Source organism: Sphingomonas sp. Root710, assembly GCF_001429065.1.
Classification (GTDB): Bacteria; Pseudomonadota; Alphaproteobacteria; order Sphingomonadales; family Sphingomonadaceae; genus Rhizorhabdus.
Genome location: NZ_LMIB01000017.1, coordinates 156,692 through 174,577 on the forward strand (window position 1 = coordinate 156,692; position 17,886 = coordinate 174,577).

Annotated in this window: 17 protein-coding genes; 9 read left to right on the forward strand and 8 right to left on the reverse strand. The window is 66.4% G+C overall.

Annotation, left to right across the window (positions count from 1 at the left end; all coding sequences use genetic code 11):
• The first annotated feature begins 31 nt into the window (after positions 1–31).
• The 3 genes from ASE00_RS20200 to rplL all read left to right on the forward strand — a co-directional run bounded on the left by ASE00_RS20200 (position 32) and on the right by rplL (position 2,356).
• The gene (locus ASE00_RS20200; protein WP_056383529.1) at positions 32–1,039 is read left to right on the forward strand and encodes an LLM class flavin-dependent oxidoreductase; all 1,008 of its coding nucleotides are present in this window, start codon (positions 32–34) and stop codon (positions 1,037–1,039) included.
• A 354-nt stretch (positions 1,040–1,393) separates the two neighbouring features.
• Positions 1,394–1,909, forward strand: coding sequence for a 50S ribosomal protein L10 (gene rplJ, locus ASE00_RS20205; protein WP_056383530.1), 516 nt, complete (start codon positions 1,394–1,396; stop codon positions 1,907–1,909).
• A 63-nt stretch (positions 1,910–1,972) separates the two neighbouring features.
• Positions 1,973–2,356 carry a 50S ribosomal protein L7/L12 gene (gene rplL, locus ASE00_RS20210; protein ID WP_056383531.1) on the forward strand — a complete coding sequence of 128 codons (384 nt, stop codon included), beginning with the start codon at positions 1,973–1,975 and terminating at the stop codon, positions 2,354–2,356.
• 115 nt (positions 2,357–2,471) lie between these two features.
• Here the strand turns inward: rplL and ASE00_RS20215 are convergent, their stop codons facing one another.
• Together ASE00_RS20215 and ASE00_RS20220 are read right to left on the reverse strand one after the other, a co-directional pair.
• Positions 2,472–2,960 carry an SRPBCC family protein gene (locus ASE00_RS20215; RefSeq protein ID WP_235538768.1) on the reverse strand — a complete coding sequence of 163 codons (489 nt, stop codon included), beginning with the start codon at positions 2,958–2,960 and terminating at the stop codon, positions 2,472–2,474.
• A gap of 26 nt (positions 2,961–2,986) precedes the next feature.
• Positions 2,987–3,850 (reverse strand): SDR family oxidoreductase, encoded by an 864-nt coding sequence (locus ASE00_RS20220; protein WP_056383532.1) that lies wholly within the window; start codon positions 3,848–3,850, stop codon positions 2,987–2,989.
• A gap of 110 nt (positions 3,851–3,960) precedes the next feature.
• Here ASE00_RS20220 and ASE00_RS20225 point away from each other — a divergent pair, with 110 nt between their 5' ends.
• Positions 3,961–4,851, forward strand: coding sequence for a LysR family transcriptional regulator (locus tag ASE00_RS20225; RefSeq protein WP_056383533.1), 891 nt, complete (start codon positions 3,961–3,963; stop codon positions 4,849–4,851).
• Between the two features lie 15 nt (positions 4,852–4,866).
• Here ASE00_RS20225 and ASE00_RS20230 read toward each other — a convergent pair whose 3' ends face one another.
• The 4 genes from ASE00_RS20230 to ASE00_RS20245 form a co-directional block, all read right to left on the reverse strand.
• A complete protein-coding gene (locus ASE00_RS20230) occupies positions 4,867–6,519 on the reverse strand; it encodes a glycosyltransferase family 4 protein (RefSeq protein WP_056383534.1) in 1,653 nt (550 codons plus the stop codon).
• 72 nt (positions 6,520–6,591) lie between these two features.
• Positions 6,592–7,566 (reverse strand): L,D-transpeptidase, encoded by a 975-nt coding sequence (locus ASE00_RS20235; RefSeq protein WP_056383535.1) that lies wholly within the window; start codon positions 7,564–7,566, stop codon positions 6,592–6,594.
• 153 nt (positions 7,567–7,719) lie between these two features.
• Positions 7,720–8,145 carry a BLUF domain-containing protein gene (locus tag ASE00_RS20240; protein WP_056383536.1) on the reverse strand — a complete coding sequence of 142 codons (426 nt, stop codon included), beginning with the start codon at positions 8,143–8,145 and terminating at the stop codon, positions 7,720–7,722.
• 105 nt (positions 8,146–8,250) lie between these two features.
• A complete protein-coding gene (locus tag ASE00_RS20245; protein ID WP_056383537.1) occupies positions 8,251–8,520 on the reverse strand; it encodes an usg protein in 270 nt (89 codons plus the stop codon).
• Between the two features lie 270 nt (positions 8,521–8,790).
• Between ASE00_RS20245 and ASE00_RS20250 the strand changes: the two genes are divergently transcribed.
• From ASE00_RS20250 to ASE00_RS20260, 4 genes are all read left to right on the forward strand, one after another.
• The gene (locus tag ASE00_RS20250) at positions 8,791–9,105 is read left to right on the forward strand and encodes a co-chaperone GroES (protein WP_056383538.1); all 315 of its coding nucleotides are present in this window, start codon (positions 8,791–8,793) and stop codon (positions 9,103–9,105) included.
• Between the two features lie 43 nt (positions 9,106–9,148).
• Positions 9,149–10,768 (forward strand): chaperonin GroEL, encoded by a 1,620-nt coding sequence (gene groL, locus ASE00_RS20255; RefSeq protein WP_056383539.1) that lies wholly within the window; start codon positions 9,149–9,151, stop codon positions 10,766–10,768.
• Positions 10,769–10,827: 59 nt separating this feature from the next.
• A complete protein-coding gene (locus ASE00_RS23785; RefSeq protein WP_162256509.1) occupies positions 10,828–11,058 on the forward strand; it encodes a hypothetical protein in 231 nt (76 codons plus the stop codon).
• A 67-nt stretch (positions 11,059–11,125) separates the two neighbouring features.
• Positions 11,126–11,845, forward strand: coding sequence for a dienelactone hydrolase family protein (locus tag ASE00_RS20260; protein ID WP_056383540.1), 720 nt, complete (start codon positions 11,126–11,128; stop codon positions 11,843–11,845).
• A gap of 23 nt (positions 11,846–11,868) precedes the next feature.
• Here the strand turns inward: ASE00_RS20260 and ASE00_RS20265 are convergent, their stop codons facing one another.
• Both ASE00_RS20265 and ASE00_RS20270 read right to left on the reverse strand, forming a co-directional pair.
• On the reverse strand, positions 11,869–12,669 hold the full coding sequence (locus tag ASE00_RS20265; protein WP_056383628.1) for an SIMPL domain-containing protein: 801 nt from the start codon (positions 12,667–12,669) through the stop codon (positions 11,869–11,871).
• 105 nt (positions 12,670–12,774) lie between these two features.
• Positions 12,775–13,341: a DUF1993 family protein gene (locus ASE00_RS20270; protein ID WP_056383541.1), complete on the reverse strand. Its 567-nt coding sequence runs from the start codon at positions 13,339–13,341 to the stop codon at positions 12,775–12,777.
• A 370-nt stretch (positions 13,342–13,711) separates the two neighbouring features.
• Between ASE00_RS20270 and rpoB the strand changes: the two genes are divergently transcribed.
• On the forward strand, positions 13,712–17,863 hold the full coding sequence (rpoB, locus tag ASE00_RS20275; protein ID WP_056383542.1) for a DNA-directed RNA polymerase subunit beta: 4,152 nt from the start codon (positions 13,712–13,714) through the stop codon (positions 17,861–17,863).
• The last annotated feature ends 23 nt before the right edge of the window (positions 17,864–17,886 follow it).

The window sequence follows — 17,886 nt, forward strand, 5'->3', positions numbered from 1 at the left end:
GACCTACATAGGTCGCGAACAGGAGTGCCGCATGACAGCCATTTCCATCCTCGATCTTGTCCGCGTGACCGAAGAGGGCGATCCGCGCGTCTCGCTCGACAATGCCCGCGATCTTGCGTCCCATGCCGAAAATTGGGGCTATCGGCGCTTCTGGATGGCTGAGCATCATAATATGGCCGGGATTGCCAGCGCGGCGACCTCGCTCGCCATTTCGCATGTCGCGGCGGGGACGAAGACTATCCGCGTGGGGGCGGGCGGGATCATGCTGCCTAATCATGCGCCCTACATCATCGCCGAACAGTTCGGCACGCTCGCCTGGCTCTATCCGGGCCGGATCGATCTCGGCCTCGGCCGCGCCCCGGGCACCGATCAGCTCACCATCCGCGCGCTGCGCCGCCACGATTCGGACAATTTCCCGCAGGACGTGCTCGAGCTTCAGCATTATTTCGAGCCGGTGCAACCCAATCAGCGCGTCCAGGCGGTGCCCGCCGCGGGCACGCGCGTCCCGCTGTGGATCCTGGGATCGAGCACCTTCGGCGCGCAGCTCGCCGCCGAACTCGGCCTCCCCTACGCTTTCGCTTCGCATTTCGCGCCGCAGTCGCTGACGGCGGCGCTACGCATCTATCGCGAACGGTTCAAACCCTCGGCGCAGCTCGACCGGCCCTATGCAATGGTCGGGGTCAACATCGTCGCCGCCGACAGCGACGCCGAGGCGAAGCGGTTGGCGACGACCCAGCAAATGTCCTTCGCCAACATCTTCCGCGGCACCCGCACGCTCAGCCAGCCGCCGATCGACGATATCGACACCTATTGGTCCCCTGCCGAACGGCATCAGGCATCGCAGATGCTCGAACGGATGATCATCGGCTCGCGCGAGACCGTCGCGGCGGGAATCGGCAAGCTCGTCGCCGAGACTGGCGCGGACGAATTGATGATCGTCTCCGACATCTACGATCACCAGAAACGGCTGCATTCGTTCGAGATCATCGCTGAGGTGACGGGCCAGAAGACGGCCGTGCCGGAGGTCTTCGCGTCCTGATAAGGCGAAGTTCATTTCCTTACCGTCGCCCCGGACTTGATCCGGGATGACGATGAAGGTCAGACTCGACAATCGCGGTGCGATCCTTTAGGGGCCGCGCCTTCATGTCCCGAATCCGCTTTGAGCAGATGCGGGATTGTACCGTCCGAGACAGCAGGTGCGCGGAATATGCCGCGCTTAATGTCCTGCCTAGACGGGGAAAAGTTTTTCCAGCGAAAGCTGGGTCTGCCGCGCTCCCTTTCCGGCGCTCGGCCAGGCGACCGACCCCTCGGACGGGTCAAGGGGCGGCGTATTTGTCCTTTGGCTCAAAAGCCCCTGCGGATGTGCTGCAGGGGTGGTTCTAAGGAGTAAGGCATGGATCGAGCTCAAAAAGCCGAGCTGGTCGCCGAACTGAAGAGCACCTTCGAGGGCACGAGCGTGGTGATCGTCACCCGCAATCTCGGCCTCACGGTTGCGCAGTCCACTGCGCTCCGCACGAAGATGCGCGAAGCCGGCGCCAGCTACAAGGTATCGAAGAACAAGCTCGCCCGCATTGCCGTCGAGGGCACGTCCTACACAGCGATCAACGATCTGCTGGTGGGGCCGACCGCGCTCAGCACCTCCGTCGATCCCGTCGCCCCTGCAAAGGTGATCGTGGATTTCGCGAAGACCAACGACAAGTTGGAAATCGTCGGCGGCGCGATGGGCGACACGGTTCTCGACGTGGCTGGCGTGAAGGCGCTGGCCGAGCTGCCGTCGCTCGACGAACTGCGCGCGAAGATCGTGGGCCTGCTGCAGGCACCCGCGACCAAGATCGCCCAGATCGTCCAGGCCCCCGCCGCCCAGGTGGCGCGGGTTATCGGCGCTTATGCGGCGAAAGAAGACGCCTGAACTTTCGATATCATCGACTGACTGAAACATATTGGGCCCGCGTGGCCCTGATGGAGACTTAAAATGGCAGACCTGAACAAGCTCGTTGACGATCTCTCGGCTCTCACCGTTCTCGAAGCCGCGGAGCTCTCGAAGCTCCTCGAAGAGAAGTGGGGCGTTTCGGCCGCTGCGGCGGTTGCGGTTGCGGCTCCGGCCGCTGGCGGCGCCGGCGGCGGCGCGGCTGCTGCCGAAGAGAAGACCGAGTTCGACGTCGTCCTGACCGGCGACGGCGGCAAGAAGATCAACGTGATCAAGGAAGTCCGCGCGATCACCGGCCTCGGCCTGACCGAAGCCAAGACCCTCGTCGAGTCGGCTCCGAAGGCCGTCAAGGAAGGCGTCAGCAAGGACGAAGCCGAGAAGCTCAAGAAGCAGCTCGAGGAAGCCGGCGCGACCGTCGAACTCAAGTAAGCTTCTTTCCGTCCGATCCGGACGGCAGAACTTCGAAGAAGGGCGGCTTCTCTCACGAGAGGCCGCCCTTTCTGTTTGGTCATCCTGAACTCGTTTCGGGATGACGGCTGGGACGTTAGAGCCGCCCTTCCGCGACCAGTTCGCGGGTGCGCTTGAGGGTGGAGAGGAGCGCGGCGCGGTAACCCTGGCCGCTGTCGAACTGCGCCTGTTCGGCCTGCTCCTCGGGCCCGCCGGGCGGTTTGTCGCGCAGGCCGAGATAACAGTAGAAGCGCAGCTGGAGGGCGCCCGCCGCATCCTCGAACAGTTCGTTGACGATCGCGCCCTCGCGCGGGCCGGTGGCCTGGAAGAAGGTAACCTTGCGTTCGGGTTCGAGAGTGATGATCTCGCGCAGGTCTGCCCCCGCGATCGTCGCCTCGCGGACGAAATGGGTAGCGCTTTCCTCGGTCACATCGCAGCGGGTGCACAGGCCCGGCGGCAGGAACAGCCGTGCGTCGCGCGCCTTGAGCTCAAGCCCGGCCCAAGCCTGGGCGCGGGTCAGCAGGATCTCTCCATCGGGATTCACGGGGACGGTGGCGGTCGAATAGATTATGTGACATTCCTTCATGCATATCGGGTTGGAAGAAGGCGGGGTCAGCCCGCAATCTGTGCGGCGAAGTCGCGATAGGTGCGCAAGGGGCGGCCCAGCAGCGCGGTCAGCCGGTCGACGTCACCCGCTTCGGGAACCATGCCGATGGTGAGGAAGCGTTCTGCCATCAGCCGCATGTCATAGGCCATCCAGGCCGGCATGAACTGGCGCAGATTCTGCTCGAAACTGGCGGTGTCGTCGCCCGGATAGGCGATCGGTCGGCCGAGCACCTCGCTCCAGACCGCCGCGGCGTCGGCGCCGGTGAGCGTGTCGGGGCCGACAAGATTGATGCGGTCGAGCGGTCGTGGTTCGGCGGCATCGGCACGGCGGATCAGCTCGATCGCCGCGATCTCACCGATGTCGCGCGCATCGATCATCGCGAGGCCCTTCGCGCCGATTGGCATCGGATAGATGCCATGGCCGGTGATCACGTCGCGGATCGTCAGGTCGTTATCCATGAAATAGGCCGGACGCAGGATCGTCGCGTCGAAGCCGAGATCCTCGATCGTCCGTTCGACCCCAAACTTACCGGCGAAGTGGGGGACGTTGGAATAAAGATCGCTGTGGATGACCGACAGATAGACGAGCCGGTTCACCCCGGCGTCACGGGCGACGTTGAGCGCGATCAACGCCTGGGTGAATTCGTCGGGCACGACGGCGTTGAGCAGGAAAAGCGCGGAGACGCCGGAGACGGCGCTGCGCAGCGAGTCGACGTCGAGCAGATCGCCCTGGACGACGGCGACGCCCGCCGGGAGGCCGGCCTTGGCGGGATCGCGAACGAGGGCGCGGACGTCGGCGCCGCGCTGCACGAGCTGATCGACGACATGGCGGCCGACATTGCCGGTGGCGCCGGTAACGAGAATGGTCATGGGGGCACTCCTGATTTCAATTCGCCAAAAGCGGCTGCCCCGGAAATTAGTGATCCACATCCGATCCAATAGACGCTAGATTTGGACAGACTGTCTTATCGGTGGAACATATGGATCTGCTCGCGCTTGCCGATTTCAACCTCGTCGCCCGCCATGGCGGGTTCGGACGCGCCGCCCGCGCCACCGGCCGCCCGAAGGCGACGCTGTCGCGCCGGGTCGCCGAGCTGGAGGCGAGTCTGAACGTCCGGCTGTTCGAGCGCGGCGCGCGGATGCTGAAGCTGACCGAGGAAGGCCGTGCACTGCACGCGCGAACTGCAGCGCTGCTCACCGAGCTGGACGAGACCGCGGCGGCGATCGCGTCAGGCGGAGGAAGCCCGCGCGGGAGGCTGCGGGTCAGCGCGCCGCTGCTGTTTTCGCAGACCGCGATGGGCCGGTTGGCCGCCGGATTCGCGAAACGCTTCCCCGAGGTGCGGCTGGAGGTGACGACCGAAGACCGGCCGGTCGACATGGTCGAGGAAGCTTATGATCTGGTGATCCGCGTCAATCCCGACCCCGACGAGACGCTGATCGGGCGGGTGCTGCTGCGCGACCGGCTGGTGATCGTCGCGAGCCCCGATCTGGCGCGACCGGCGGACAATATGTCGGTGCCCGCCGTCGTGCGCGGCACGGCCGACCCGGGGCCGGCCTGGGAGATGCGGACGGCGAACGGCCTGGCGCGCGTCGTGATCGACCAGGTGCTCAGCCTGTCCTCATTGGTGATGGTGCGCGACGCGGTGCGCGCGGGGGTTGGCGTCGGGCGGTTGCCGGTGTCACTGGTCAGCCATGACCTGAAGGCGGGCAGGCTGGCGCATTGGGGCGATGTCGATGGGCCCGGCACCGAATTATGGGCGCTCTATCCATCGCGGCGGCTGCTCAGCGCGCGGGTCTCGGCCTTTCTCGACTATCTGAAGGAGGCCTTTCCGCAGGGGAGCCCCGACGAACTGGCGGCCTATATCGGCTGAGTGCGGATGCCTGCCCTAATCGCCCAGGATCACCAGGTTCATCTTGGCGAGGCGGCTGGCGAGTTCGATCGTCATGACGGGCGCGATCCCCGCCCGGGCGGCGATGTCCCTGATCGGGCGCGGCCCGGCGGCGAGCGCGGAGAAGATGCGGCCGATCGCTTCGGGCGGGGCTTTCCACATGCGGAAACCCTGGCTGGCGGCGAGCGCCTGATAGTCGGCCAGCGTCATGCCGGGGGCAAGCCGCACCAGCGTCGCCGCGCCGACATGCGCGGTGGGATAGACCGCGAAGCTGCTGTGCGGATCGAGATGCGCCGCCTGCGCCCTAGGCGCGCGATCGAGCCAGGCACGGGTCGCGGGATCGGCGAGCGCATGCTCGCGGATCGCATCGAGTTCGGCCCAGAGATTGCGATAGCGGCGATAGATCACCGCCCAGTCATAGTCGCCGCGCGCCCGGGCCTCGCCCGCCGCACCCATCCGGCGACGCAGATCGGGATCGCCGGCAAGGGCGGCGAGCCGGTCGACCAGCTGCGCCATGTCGATCGAGACAGTGGTGCTGGCGCGCGACTGATATTGTTCGGTGCCGGTGAGACCGGCTTCATAAGCGACCGCCATGAGGTTGCCGCTGCCCGGTTCGGGCGCCCAGCTGCGGATACGGAAGCCGTCGACGCCGTCGCGGACCGTGTCCTTATAGCCGTTCCAGTCGCTCACCACCGCGGGCAACCCGGCGGCCATCGCCTCGACCGGGGTTAGCCCGAAAGTCTCCTGGATGCTGTCGGCGAGTGACAGGAAGACGTCGGCAGCGGCGAAGCCGGCCCGGTAGCTTGCGGGTAGCGCGCCATCGACGAACAGGCAGCGGACATCGGGGCAATAGTCGCGCACCGCCTGGCGGTAATAGGCTTCGCCCGCCGGGTTGGAGAACTGCCCCGCCTGGAGCAGGGTGATGCGCCGCCCGCCCCGCTCCGCGACCGCCTGCAGCGCGCGCAGCATCTGATAGGGATGCGCCTTGGCGCTGAAGCTCAGCCGCCCGGCGAAGAGGAAGACGACCTCGTCCTCGCCGATATCGAACGAGGTGCGGGCAGCGGCGCGATCGGCAGCCGATCCGGCGAGGTCGGCACTGTGGACGCCGAGCGGGATCACCGGCAGCTGCAAGGCGTCGGGACGAAAGGTCTCGCGTCCCATCCAGCGCTGATAGTCCGCCTCCGCCTCCAATATCCCGGTGACGACGCTTCGCGCCGCATCCGACGTGCAGATCAGCGCGTCCCACCCCATCACCGGAGCGGCGAGCATATCGGCGAGGCCGCTGCGCGCGGTGTCGGTCGAGATGGTGTGGGTGACGCCGCAGATCGAGAAGGCGGCGGGCCCGGCGCGCAGGCGCAGCCGGGCATGCGGGCCGAGCAGATTGTCGGGACGGTAGAGGATGCGCTCCTTCGCCAGCAGATCGAGCCGGTGGCCGGGTATCCAGGCCGCCTGCGCCGCCGGGTCGATCGCACGCACCGCGGCGATGAAATTGTCGCCCGATTTCTCGAGCGGGGCGAAGCCGTGCAGCGCCGCCCCCTCGCGCCCCTCGACCGCGGCGCGGAGGAAGGCCGCACCGGCCATGCGGCGGCCGACGATCTGGACGCCATCGAGAAGATAGCCGTCGGACTGGAAATAGATCGCTGCGTGCATCGGCGGCGCTTAGCACGGCTGGCGCGCATGCAATATCAATTAGGGCGCGCCTCGCTCCCTCTCCGGGCGAAGCTATTTACCCGCGGTCATCACCGTCATCTTCTTGCCCGCGCCGCCGCTTTGCAGCGTGTCGGGGGTGATGACGACGGTCGTCCCCGGGGTGACGACATCGGCGGTGTAGCGGATCATTTCGTCGGGGACGGTGAGGCGGGCGCGCTCGTCGGGGGTGACCTCGACCGGGCCCGACAGGTTTTCGCCGGGCATGGGCAGCTTCATCCAGCGATATTTGCCGTCCTCGATCGCGCCGAGCGTATAGGCGGTGGTCCCCGTCACCGCGCCCGCGATGCGGACCGGGGCCGAGCCGATCGGCACGCCGTTGCGCAGCACCAGCATGCGGTTGTCCGCAGCGCTGACGATGATCGAGACCGGGCCGGTGGGCGAACGTTCCGGCTGCCACAGCAGGCCGCCGAACAGATCGGGGTCGCCGCCCTTCTTGCCGTCGTTGCTGAGCACTTCGGGCGATGGTGCGAAGCGCGGCACATCCGCCCCCGCGGTGACGATCACCGTCAGCCCCAATTTGGTGACGCCATAGAGCAGCTTGGCAAAGCCCAGCGGCAGGCGGACGCAGCCATGCGAGGCGGGATAGCCGGGAAGATTGCCAGCATGCAGCGCGATCCCGTCCCAGGTCAGCCGCTGCATATAAGGCATGGGGGCGCTGTCGTAGATGTTCGACTTATGGTCGACATTCTTCTGGAGCAGGGTGAAGACGCCGGTGGGCGTCTCATGCCCCTTCTTCCCGGTCGACACGGTCGAGATGCCGATGGGGATGCCGTTGCGATAGGCATAGGCCCGCTGCTGCGCGATGCTGACGACGATCACCACCGGGCCGGCGGGCGCGACGTTGGGCGCCCAGAGATAGTCGCCGGGCTTCATCGCGGCGACGGTGGCGCCCACCGTGGCGTCCTGAAGCGATGGCGCGGCGGCGGCGGGAAGAGGCGCGGTACACGCCGTTGCCAGGACCAGGGTGAAGAGTAATTTCCGAACCATCGTCTTATTCCATCCGAGTCATACCGAATCTTGTTTCAGCATCAGCCCCACCGCAATAGCCGTGTCGCGGATCACGGCGGCCGAGGAAGATATGCGACGGCGGCGCTTCAGCCTCCCGATGGAGGCCATGCCGGAGGTCGACTGCGCCCGCGGTCAGCCCGTCCCCACCAGCTGCGCCATGATGCCCAGGAGGTCCGATAGCGCCCGGGTCGAGGGTAGTGGCGCCTCATATTCAGCGGCGCGGATAGCCTGGTCGATCGAGGGGGCGTTTCCCTTGTAGGCGAGCGACCAGTCCGGAAAATGCCGGTGCGCGATCACGTCGTCGTACAGCATCACGATGCGGTTGTGGCGTACGTCCTTGCGGATCCGGTCCATCGTCGCCTTCACCAGCGCAGCGTCGCCCTCCAGCGCCTGCGCGAAGCGCTGATCATCGGTATAGAGCAGTGCCCCGGTGATGCCGTCGCGGCCGTTCAGCTGAACCGATCGCGTCAGAATGTCGGCAATCTCCCGCTCGACATAGGCAGGCGGAACGAGCGATCGGCTGGCATAGACGATGAGGTGGGTCGGCTTTGCTATCATTATGTTATTCAAGCATATTGCCGGATGTCAGCGCTATGTGGAGTATCACGTAGCCTCGGCGGATCCCGGGGGCCCGCCCGTCTTCGCATCAGGGCCGCAATTCGCTCACTGGATCGATATGATTCCGTCGATGGCGCGCCATTCGCTCGGCCTGATCAGCTGTTCATGCGCGATACGGACCGAATGGAGCGCGGCTTCGATCTCCCGCCGCCAATGATCGAGGAAGTCGAACAGCACCGGGAAGTCCGGCGCCAGATCATATTCCTGCCAGAGGAACAGCTGTAGCAGGGATGGCGCGTCGGGGCGGTAATAATGGATCTCCGCGGTGGTCAGCCCATAGCCTTGCAGCTGCGCGATGAATGCCCGGTCTACCATAGCAAGCCTCGCCTCCTTTCCGTGCCGCCGCGCCATGCGATGGCGCGTGCGATTAGAGCCTGCCAAGGGCAAATCTGGGCGCGCCGCCAAGCGGCGTCAAGACCGATATACGCGCTTAAAGCGGCGGATTTGGCACTCTACCAATGAGAGTGCCAAAAAATTTCGTTGCACCCCTTGAACGGAAAAAGCCGGCTTACTAGCTGAGCGCCGCCTGTCGTTCGGATGAACGGGAGGCAACGCTACAACCCGTTTTGCAACCGGAGGTTATGCATGCATTTCCGCCCCTTGCACGACCGCGTGGTCGTCCGCCGCATCGAGGCCGAAGAGAAGAGCCCGGGCGGCATCATCATTCCAGACACCGCCAAGGAGAAGCCGCAGGAAGGCGAGGTCGTCGCCGTCGGGCCCGGCGCCCGCGACGAGGGCGGCGCGCTGATCGAGCTTTCGCTGCGCCCGGGCGATCGCATCCTGTTCGGGAAGTGGTCCGGCACGGAGGTGAGGATCGCGGGCGAAGACCTGTTGATCATGAAGGAAAGCGATGTGCTCGGCGTGATCGAGCCGGCCGCCGAACTCAAGCAGGCCGCCTGACCGGCCGGCCGATTTCAGGAAGGAATGAAAGGAGGTAGCCGAAATGGCTGCGAAGGAAGTGAAGTTCGCATCGGACGCGCGCGACCGGATGCTGCGCGGCGTCGACACGCTGGCCAATGCGGTGAAGGTGACGCTCGGCCCCAAAGGCCGCAACGTCGTCATCGACAAGAGCTTCGGCGCGCCGCGCATCACCAAGGACGGCGTGACCGTCGCCAAGGAGATCGAGCTTTCCGACAAGTTCGAGAATATGGGCGCGCAGCTGCTGCGCGAGGTCGCCAGCAAGCAGAATGACAAGGCGGGCGACGGCACGACGACGGCCACCGTGCTGGCCCAGGCGATCGTGCGCGAAGGATCGAAGGCGGTCGCCGCCGGCATGAATCCGATCGACCTGAAGCGCGGCATCGACCTGGCGGTCGACGCGATCGTCAAGGACCTGCAGGCGCATGCCAGGAAGGTGAGCGCCAACAGCGAGATCGCGCAGGTGGCGACGATTTCCGCCAATGGCGACGGCGAGATCGGCCGCATCCTGGCGGAAGCCATGGAGAAGGTCGGCAATGAGGGCGTGATCACCGTCGAAGAAGCGAAGAGCCTGGAGACCGAGCTGGAAACCGTCGACGGCATGCAGTTCGACCGCGGCTATCTCTCGCCCTATTTCATCACCAATGCCGAGAAGCTCAAGGTCGAGCTCGACGATCCCTATATCCTGATCCACGAGAAGAAGCTGTCGAACCTGCAGGCGCTGGTGCCGCTGCTCGAAAAGGTCGTCCAGTCGGGACGGCCGCTGCTGATCATCGCCGAGGACGTCGAGGGCGAGGCGCTGGCGACGCTCGTCGTCAACAAGCTGCGCGGCGGCCTGAAGGTCGCGGCGGTCAAGGCGCCGGGCTTCGGCGATCGCCGCAAGGCGATGCTCGAGGACATCGCGATCCTGACCGGCGGCGAGGTGGTGAGCGAGGAGCTCGGCACCAAGCTTGAGAACGTCACGGTCGACATGCTGGGCCGCGCCAAGAAGGTGACGATCGACAAGGACAACACGACGATCGTCGACGGCGTCGGCGGCAAGGCCGACATCGACGGCCGCGTGGCGCAGATCCGCCAGCAGATCGAGACCACGACGAGCGACTATGATCGCGAGAAGCTGCAGGAGCGGCTGGCCAAGCTGGCGGGCGGCGTCGCGGTGATCCGCGTCGGCGGCGCGACCGAGGTCGAGGTCAAGGAGAAGAAGGACCGCGTCGACGACGCGCTGCACGCGACGCGGGCAGCCGTCGAGGAAGGCATCCTTCCGGGCGGCGGCATATCGCTGCTGCGTGCGCTCAAGGCGCTCGACGGGCTCAAGGCCGCGAATGACGACCAGCAGTCGGGCATCGACATCGTCCGCCGCGCGGTGCGCGCCCCCGCGCGCCAGATCGCCGAGAATGCGGGCGAGGACGGATCCTATATCGTCGGCAAGCTGCTCGAATCCCAGGATTACAACTGGGGCTTCAACGCCGCGACCGGCGATTATGGCGATCTCGTCCAGGCGGGTGTGATCGATCCGGCCAAGGTGGTTCGCACCGCGCTGCAGGACGCCGCATCGGTCGCATCGCTGCTGATCACCACCGAAGCGCTGGTGGCGGAAGCCCCGAAGGACGAGAAAGCCGGCCCGGCCCCGGCAATGGACTATTGACCCCGTAACCAACCACGACCGCCGGCGGCGTTCCGCGCCGCCGGCGTTTCCGTCAACGCATGACAATCCACCCTCGATCGACCGGCGGCCGGGGCGCTTCCCATCTGCCGCCCAACTGGCTGCTCGCGCCGCATCTGCGGCCGCTACGCCGCGAGGCGATTCCCGGACAGCCTCGCGCAGCGCCTCCGCCGCGTCCGTCCAAACCCAGCCGCAAAATACCCTTTCCGGCGTGGTGCGACGAAAAGGGCGCGCCGCTCGCCACCCTTCTCGGCCCGCCCTGCTGGCGGTAGCGCCATATCGGCGGAACCGGGCCCGTCACCGCGCGTCCACGCTCCAGACCCTATAAGGAGCGAGAGGATGGGCGCGGAAAGCTGGACCTATGACGATGGCGGTCTTGCCTTGCGTGGAGAAATCCATCGTCCCGGCAAACCGAACGGCGCGGCGGTGCTGGTCATCCACGAGGCGGACGGGATCGGCGGCAATGTCCGCAGCCATTGCGCGCGGCTCGCGGCGCTCGGCTATATCGCCGCGGCGGCGGACATGCATGGCGGCGGGCGCGTGCTCGACGGCGCGGAGATGCTGGCGGCACTGGACGCCTTTCGGGGCGACCCGCCCTATCTGCGCCGCCGCGTACGCGCCGGGTTCGACGCATTGTGCGGGCTCGACGGAGTGGACGCGGCGCGGGTGGCGGCAATCGGCTTCTGCTTCGGCGGCACGGCGGTGCTCGAACTGGCGCGGAGCGGCGCGCCGGTGGCGGCAGTCGCAAGTTTCCACGGGCTGCTGACCAGCGCCGCCCCTGCCCGTCCCGGCGATGTCCGGGCGCGGGTGCTGGCGGCGACCGGGGCGCTCGATCCACTGGTGCCGCCCGGGGACGTCGCCGCCTTTCAGGAGGAGATGCGCGCGGCGGGCGTTGATTGGCATCTTCTGGTCCACGGCCGGGCGCTCCACAGCTATACCAATGCGGGCGTCGCCGGCCTCGGCGACCCGCGCATGGCCTATGATCCTTTCGCGCACCAGTTGTCCTGGGCGGCGCTGACCACGTTGCTCGCAGAGACGATAGGCAGCGGCGCGGGCTGATCCTGCCCGCGCCGCACCGCCGATCAGCCGGGGGTGAGTTCGAACAGAACGGTGACGTTGGCGGTCATCTGGAGCTCGCCGGGCTGGACCGGGGCGGGCGGCGGAGGCGGGGGCGCCGAGGCGGCGATCGCGCCGCGCGCGAAGACGACCGGCGGCGAACCGTAGAAGCCGCCGCCTTCGGTGATCGAGAGGATGCGCAGCACCTTGAGCCCGGCGGCGCGGGCGTAGAGCTCGGCGCGTGCGCGGGCCTGGCGCATCGCCTGGACCCGCGCCTGATCGAGCGCGGGATCGGGGTTGTCCATCGCGAAGGAGGGGCCGTTGACCTGATTGGCGCCCGCCGCCACCAGCGTATCGATCACCCGCCCGAAATTCTTCAGGTCGCGCTGGCGGACGGACACCGAATTATTGGCACGGTAGCCGATGATCTTCGGCACCGCCGCGTCGGCCGCCGGCGGGACATAGGGCTGGCCCGCGTAGCGCGCAGCGAGCGCGGCGTCGCGGTTCGGGTCCGAATAGACCGGTTCGATGCCGAGATTGCTCGTCTGGATATCGCGTTCGGCGATGCCCGCGCGGCGCAGCTGGGCGATCACCCGTTCCATCGCGGTCGAATTCGCCGACAGCGCCTCGGCGGCGGTCTTGCCCTGCGTCGTCACCCCGGCATTGAAGATCGCCAGATCGGGCGCTTCGAGCGCCTTGCCCTCGGCGGTGACGGTGAGCAGGGCGTTGCCCGTCGCGACCACCGGCGCGGGCGACATGGTCTGGGCCCCCGCCCCGGCCGACAGCATACCCGCCCCCAGCAACAGCAGATATCCAATGCGCTTCATCTTCACCCTCTCCTCAATGGCGGAACCGAAGGGATGAAAGAGCATGGATCGGCATGGTTCCCAAGCGGGGATGTCGCCATATCATGCCGGACGATCGCATGACGCTTACTGGCCGGGCGCCGTGCCGGGCCGGAGATAGGCCAGCATATGCGCGACATAATCGGCCTTGCCGAGCGCCACGCCCTCGGACCGCAGGATCGCATAGGCGGCCATGACGTGGAAATAGAATTGGGGCAGCGTCCAGTCGCGCGCATATTGCTCCGCGGTCAGGTCGAAGATCATCCCCATCGGCAGGGCATGGGCGATCGGGCGGGCGGGATCGCCATCGAGTTCGTCAGGCGCGAGGCCATCGAGCATCGCCAGCGTTTCGCCGATGCGGGCGCGGGCATCGGCGATCGTGCCGGGATGCCCGGCCGCGTTGCGCCCTTCGGCGAGCATCTCCGCGATCACCGGCGGAAGCGCTTCGCCCCGAAGCCGCGAGACGGCCTCCCATGGCTGGACGCAGGCGAAGCGGATTTGCGTCGACAATGGAAACATGTCGGGGGCGAGGCGCGCGGACAGCAGGGCTTCGGCCCGCCCGGCGGGCAGTTCCGCCTCCGCCTTGTCGAGCCAGCGCGCGAGCGTGCCGATCATCTGCCGGTAGGTGGGGACGAGAAAGCTGGTCAGGGACATCGAACGGCCTTTGATCGAAGACTTCGGTTACGCCTTCCTTCTACCGTCGCCTGCTTTCGATCAATGCCGCGATGAAGCCCCCCTTCCCAAAGCCCGCACCCGGGACTATATAGCCGCCTCCACTTACATCGGCAGTTGCCCGCCGCGCATGCGCGGGTGCCGCCCTTGACCCTCCGGGACACGGACCGCCTTGCGAACGGTCCGCGACGAATTGGAGCAGGTTTTTCAAGGGTCCTCAAAACGCTGGCAGTGCGGTTCCGACAGTCCGGACCCGCACTTTTTGTCGTGGATCGCACCCGCTCGCCGGGCGCGAATCGGGCTGAAATTCGCTGCGATGCGAAAAGAATTTTGACGCGAGGAAATAAACGCAATGGCCACCCAGGCAGTTCCTACGACCGCCAAGAAGCGGATCCGCAAGGTCTTCGGCAACATCCACGAAGTGGTGCAGATGCCGAACCTGATCGAGGTTCAGCGTGAATCCTATGAGCAGTTCCTGCGCAGCCGCCCCGCCGACGGCTATGTGTCGGGCCTGGAGAAGACCCTCCGCTCGGTCTTCCCGATCCGCGACTTCGCCGGCACCGCCGAGCTCGATTTCGTCCAGTATGAGCTGGAAGATCCCAAATACGACACCGACGAGTGCCGCCAGCGGGGCATGACCTATGCCGCGCCGATGCGCGTCACCCTCCGCCTGATCGTGTTCGAGGTCGATCCCGATACGGACACCCGTTCGGTCCTCGATATCAAGGAGCAGGACGTCTACATGGGCGACATGCCGCTCATGACCGAGAACGGCACCTTCCTGATCAACGGCACCGAGCGCGTCATCGTGTCGCAGATGCACCGTTCGCCGGGCGTGCTGTTCGATCATGACCGCGGCAAGACCCATGCGTCGGGCAAGTACCTTTTCGCCGCGCGCGTCATCCCCTATCGCGGCTCGTGGCTCGACTTCGAGTTCGACGCCAAGGACATCGTCAACGTCCGCATCGACCGCAAGCGCAAGCTGCCGGTCACCAGCCTGCTCTATGCCCTTGGCCTGAACGGCGAGGACATGCTCAACTATTTCTACAAGACGCAGCGCTATGTGCGTGGCGAGGGCGGCTGGAAGGTTCCCTTCGTCGCCGAGAACTGGCGCGGCCAGAAGCCGGCGTTCGACGTCGTCAACGCCGACACCGGCGAGGTCGTCTTCCCGGCCGGCACCAAGATCAGCCCCCGCGCCGCCAACAAGGCCGGCAAGGACGGTCTCGAGACGCTGCTGATCCCGACCGACCAGATCTTCGGCCGCTATTCGGCCTATGACCTGATCGACGAGAGCACCGGCCGCATCTACATCGAGGCGGGCGACGAGGTCTCCCCGGAGAATCTGGAGGCGCTCGACAAGGCGGGCTTCGACCATGTCGACCTGCTCGACATCGACCATGTCTCGACCGGTCCGTGGATACGCAACACGCTGAAGGCCGACAAGGTCGAGGAGCGCGACCATGCGCTCAGCGAGATCTATCGCGTCATGCGCCCCGGCGAACCGCCGACGAAGGAGACCGCCGAGGCGCTGTTCGCCGGCCTGTTCTTCGACCCCGAGCGCTATGACCTGTCGGCCGTCGGCCGCGTGAAGCTGAACATGCGCCTCGAGCTCGACGCCGAGGACACGATCACCACGCTGCGCAGCGAGGATATCCTCGCCGTGGTCAAGACCCTCGTCGACCTGAAGGACGGCAAGGGCGAGATCGACGACATCGACAATCTCGGCAACCGCCGCGTCCGTTCGGTGGGCGAGCTGCTGGAGAACCAGTATCGCGTCGGCCTGCTCCGCATGGAGCGCGCGGTGAAGGAGCGCATGTCGTCGGTCGACGTGTCGACGGCGATGCCGAACGACCTGATCAACGCCAAGCCCGCGGTCGCCGCGGTCCGGGAATTCTTCGGCTCGTCGCAGCTGTCGCAGTTCATGGACCAGACCAACCCGCTGTCCGAAGTGACGCACAAGCGCCGCGTCTCGGCGCTCGGGCCGGGCGGCCTCACCCGCGAGCGCGCGGGCTTCGAGGTCCGCGACGTTCACCCGACGCACTATGGCCGTATCTGCCCGATCGAAACGCCGGAAGGCCCGAACATCGGTCTGATCAACTCGCTGGCGTCGTTCAGCCGCGTCAACAAGTACGGCTTCATCGAGACGCCGTACCGCAAGATCGTCGATGGCAAGGTGACCAACGAGGTCGTTTATCTCTCCGCGATGGAAGAGGCGAAGCACACCATCGCGCAGGCGAACGCCGAGCTCGATGCCAGCGGCGCCTTCGTCGAGGAGCTGATCTCGGCCCGCGAAGCCGGTGAGTTCCTGATCGCGCCGCGCGAGCACATCACCCTGATGGACGTCAGCCCTAAGCAGCTGGTGTCGGTCGCCGCGTCGCTGATCCCCTTCCTGGAAAACGACGACGCCAACCGCGCGCTGATGGGATCGAACATGCAGCGCCAGGCGGTGCCGCTGGTCCGCGCCGAAGCGCCGTTCGTCGGCACCGGCATGGAAGAGACCGTCGCGCGTGACTCGGGTGCGGCGATCGCCGCACGCCGCGCCGGCGTGATCGACCAGGTCGACGCCACCCGCATCGTCGTCCGCGCGTCGGGCGATGTCGATGCCGGCAAGTCGGGCGTCGACATCTACACCCTGATGAAGTTCCAGCGTTCGAACCAGTCGACCTGCATCAACCAGCGTCCGCTGGTGAAGGTGGGCGACGTCGTGCAGGCCGGCGACATCATCGCCGACGGCCCGTCGACCGAGTTCGGCGAGCTGGCGCTGGGCCGCAACGTCCTCGTCGCGTTCATGCCGTGGAACGGCTACAACTATGAGGACTCGATCCTGATCTCCGAACGGATCGTGAAGGACGATGTCTTCACCTCGATCCACATCGACGAGTTCGAGGTGATGGCCCGCGACACCAAGCTCGGGCCGGAAGACATCACCCGCGACATCCCGAACGTCGGCGAGGAAGCGCTGCGCAACCTCGACGAGGCGGGCATCGTCTATATCGGCGCCGAAGTGGAGCCGGGCGACATCCTGTGCGGCAAGATCACGCCGAAGGGCGAAAGCCCGATGACGCCGGAAGAGAAGCTCCTCCGCGCCATCTTCGGCGAGAAGGCCTCCGATGTCCGCGACACCTCGCTGCGCCTGCCCCCGGGCGTGTCGGGCACGGTGGTCGACGTGCGCGTGTTCAACCGCCACGGCATCGACAAGGACGAGCGCGCGATGGCGATCGAGCGCGAGGAGATCGACCGCCTGACCAAGGACCGCGAGGACGAACGCGCCATCCTGAACCGCGCCAACTATGCGCGGCTTCGCGAGATGCTGCTCGGCCAGGTCGCGACCGCCGCGCCGAAGGGCATCAAGAAGGGCTCCGAGATCAACGACGAGCTGCTGAACGAAGTCGAGAAGCGCGAATGGTGGAAGTTCGCCGTCGCCGACGACGCCCGCCAGGCGGATCTGGAAGCGGTCAAGGCGCAATATGACGACGCCGTCGGGCTGATCGTCAAGAAGTTCGAGGACCGCGTCGAGAAGCTGCAGCGCGGCGACGAGCTGTCGCCGGGCGTGCTCAAGATGGTCAAGGTCTTCGTCGCGGTGAAGCGCAAGCTGCAGCCGGGCGACAAGATGGCCGGCCGTCACGGCAACAAGGGCGTCATCTCGCGCATCCTGCCGCAGGAGGACATGCCGTTCCTTGAGGACGGCACCCCGGTCGACATCGTGCTCAACCCGCTGGGCGTGCCGTCGCGCATGAACGTCGGGCAGATCTTCGAGACCCATCTCGGCTGGGCCGCCCGCGGCTTGGGCAAGCAGGTGACCGAGGCGCTGGAAAGCTGGCGCGAGGCCAATCCCGACGCGACGGGCGGCAGCGCCCCGGCGGCGGTGGTCGATCGTCTGAAGACGGTCTATGGCGAACAGTATCACGCCGAGATCGACGCGCGCAGCGCCGATCAGATCGTCGAGATGGCCAAGGTGCTGAAGAACGGCGTGCCGATGGCGACGCCGGTGTTCGACGGCGCGCGCGAGGCCGATGTGGCTGCGATGCTCAAGCTGGCGGGTCTCGACGAGAGCGGCCAGGTCGAGCTGTTCGACGGCCGCACCGGCGACCAGTTCGACCGCAAGGTGACCGTGGGCTACATCTACATGCTGAAGCTCCACCACCTTGTCGACGACAAGATCCACGCACGCTCGATCGGGCCGTACAGCCTCGTCACCCAGCAGCCGCTGGGCGGCAAGGCGCAGTTCGGCGGCCAGCGCTTCGGCGAAATGGAGGTCTGGGCGCTCCAGGCCTATGGCGCCGCCTACACGCTGCAGGAGATGCTGACGGTGAAGTCGGACGACGTGGTCGGCCGCACCAAGGTCTATGAAGCGATCGTCAAGGGCGACGATACCTTCGAGGCCGGCATCCCCGAGAGCTTCAACGTGCTCGTCAAGGAAATGCGCTCGCTCGGTCTCAACGTCGAGCTCTCGTCGATCACCGACGCGAGCGACGACGACGGCCTGGCGGAAGCCGCGGAATAAGGGATCGGGCCGCTGCCTTCGGG

Excerpts from the sequence above, each read along its gene's own strand:
- ASE00_RS20265 (WP_056383628.1), bottom strand. The coding sequence starts at position 12,669 with ATGAAGCGCATTGGATATCTGCTGTTGCTGGGGGCGGGTATGCTGTCG.
- rplL (WP_056383531.1), top strand. The coding sequence starts at position 1,973 with ATGGCAGACCTGAACAAGCTCGTTGACGATCTCTCGGCTCTCACCGTT.
- ASE00_RS20225 (WP_056383533.1), top strand. The coding sequence starts at position 3,961 with ATGGATCTGCTCGCGCTTGCCGATTTCAACCTCGTCGCCCGCCATGGC.
- ASE00_RS20220 (WP_056383532.1), bottom strand. The coding sequence starts at position 3,850 with ATGACCATTCTCGTTACCGGCGCCACCGGCAATGTCGGCCGCCATGTC.
- ASE00_RS20270 (WP_056383541.1), bottom strand. The coding sequence starts at position 13,341 with ATGTCCCTGACCAGCTTTCTCGTCCCCACCTACCGGCAGATGATCGGC.
- ASE00_RS20250 (WP_056383538.1), top strand. The coding sequence starts at position 8,791 with ATGCATTTCCGCCCCTTGCACGACCGCGTGGTCGTCCGCCGCATCGAG.
- ASE00_RS20215 (WP_235538768.1), bottom strand. The coding sequence starts at position 2,960 with ATGAAGGAATGTCACATAATCTATTCGACCGCCACCGTCCCCGTGAAT.
- ASE00_RS20200 (WP_056383529.1), top strand. The coding sequence starts at position 32 with ATGACAGCCATTTCCATCCTCGATCTTGTCCGCGTGACCGAAGAGGGC.
- ASE00_RS20230 (WP_056383534.1), bottom strand. The coding sequence starts at position 6,519 with ATGCACGCAGCGATCTATTTCCAGTCCGACGGCTATCTTCTCGATGGC.
- ASE00_RS20245 (WP_056383537.1), bottom strand. The coding sequence starts at position 8,520 with ATGGTAGACCGGGCATTCATCGCGCAGCTGCAAGGCTATGGGCTGACC.
- ASE00_RS20240 (WP_056383536.1), bottom strand. The coding sequence starts at position 8,145 with ATGATAGCAAAGCCGACCCACCTCATCGTCTATGCCAGCCGATCGCTC.
- rpoB (WP_056383542.1), top strand. The coding sequence starts at position 13,712 with ATGGCCACCCAGGCAGTTCCTACGACCGCCAAGAAGCGGATCCGCAAG.
- ASE00_RS20260 (WP_056383540.1), top strand. The coding sequence starts at position 11,126 with ATGGGCGCGGAAAGCTGGACCTATGACGATGGCGGTCTTGCCTTGCGT.
- groL (WP_056383539.1), top strand. The coding sequence starts at position 9,149 with ATGGCTGCGAAGGAAGTGAAGTTCGCATCGGACGCGCGCGACCGGATG.
- ASE00_RS23785 (WP_162256509.1), top strand. The coding sequence starts at position 10,828 with ATGACAATCCACCCTCGATCGACCGGCGGCCGGGGCGCTTCCCATCTG.
- rplJ (WP_056383530.1), top strand. The coding sequence starts at position 1,394 with ATGGATCGAGCTCAAAAAGCCGAGCTGGTCGCCGAACTGAAGAGCACC.
- ASE00_RS20235 (WP_056383535.1), bottom strand. The coding sequence starts at position 7,566 with ATGGTTCGGAAATTACTCTTCACCCTGGTCCTGGCAACGGCGTGTACC.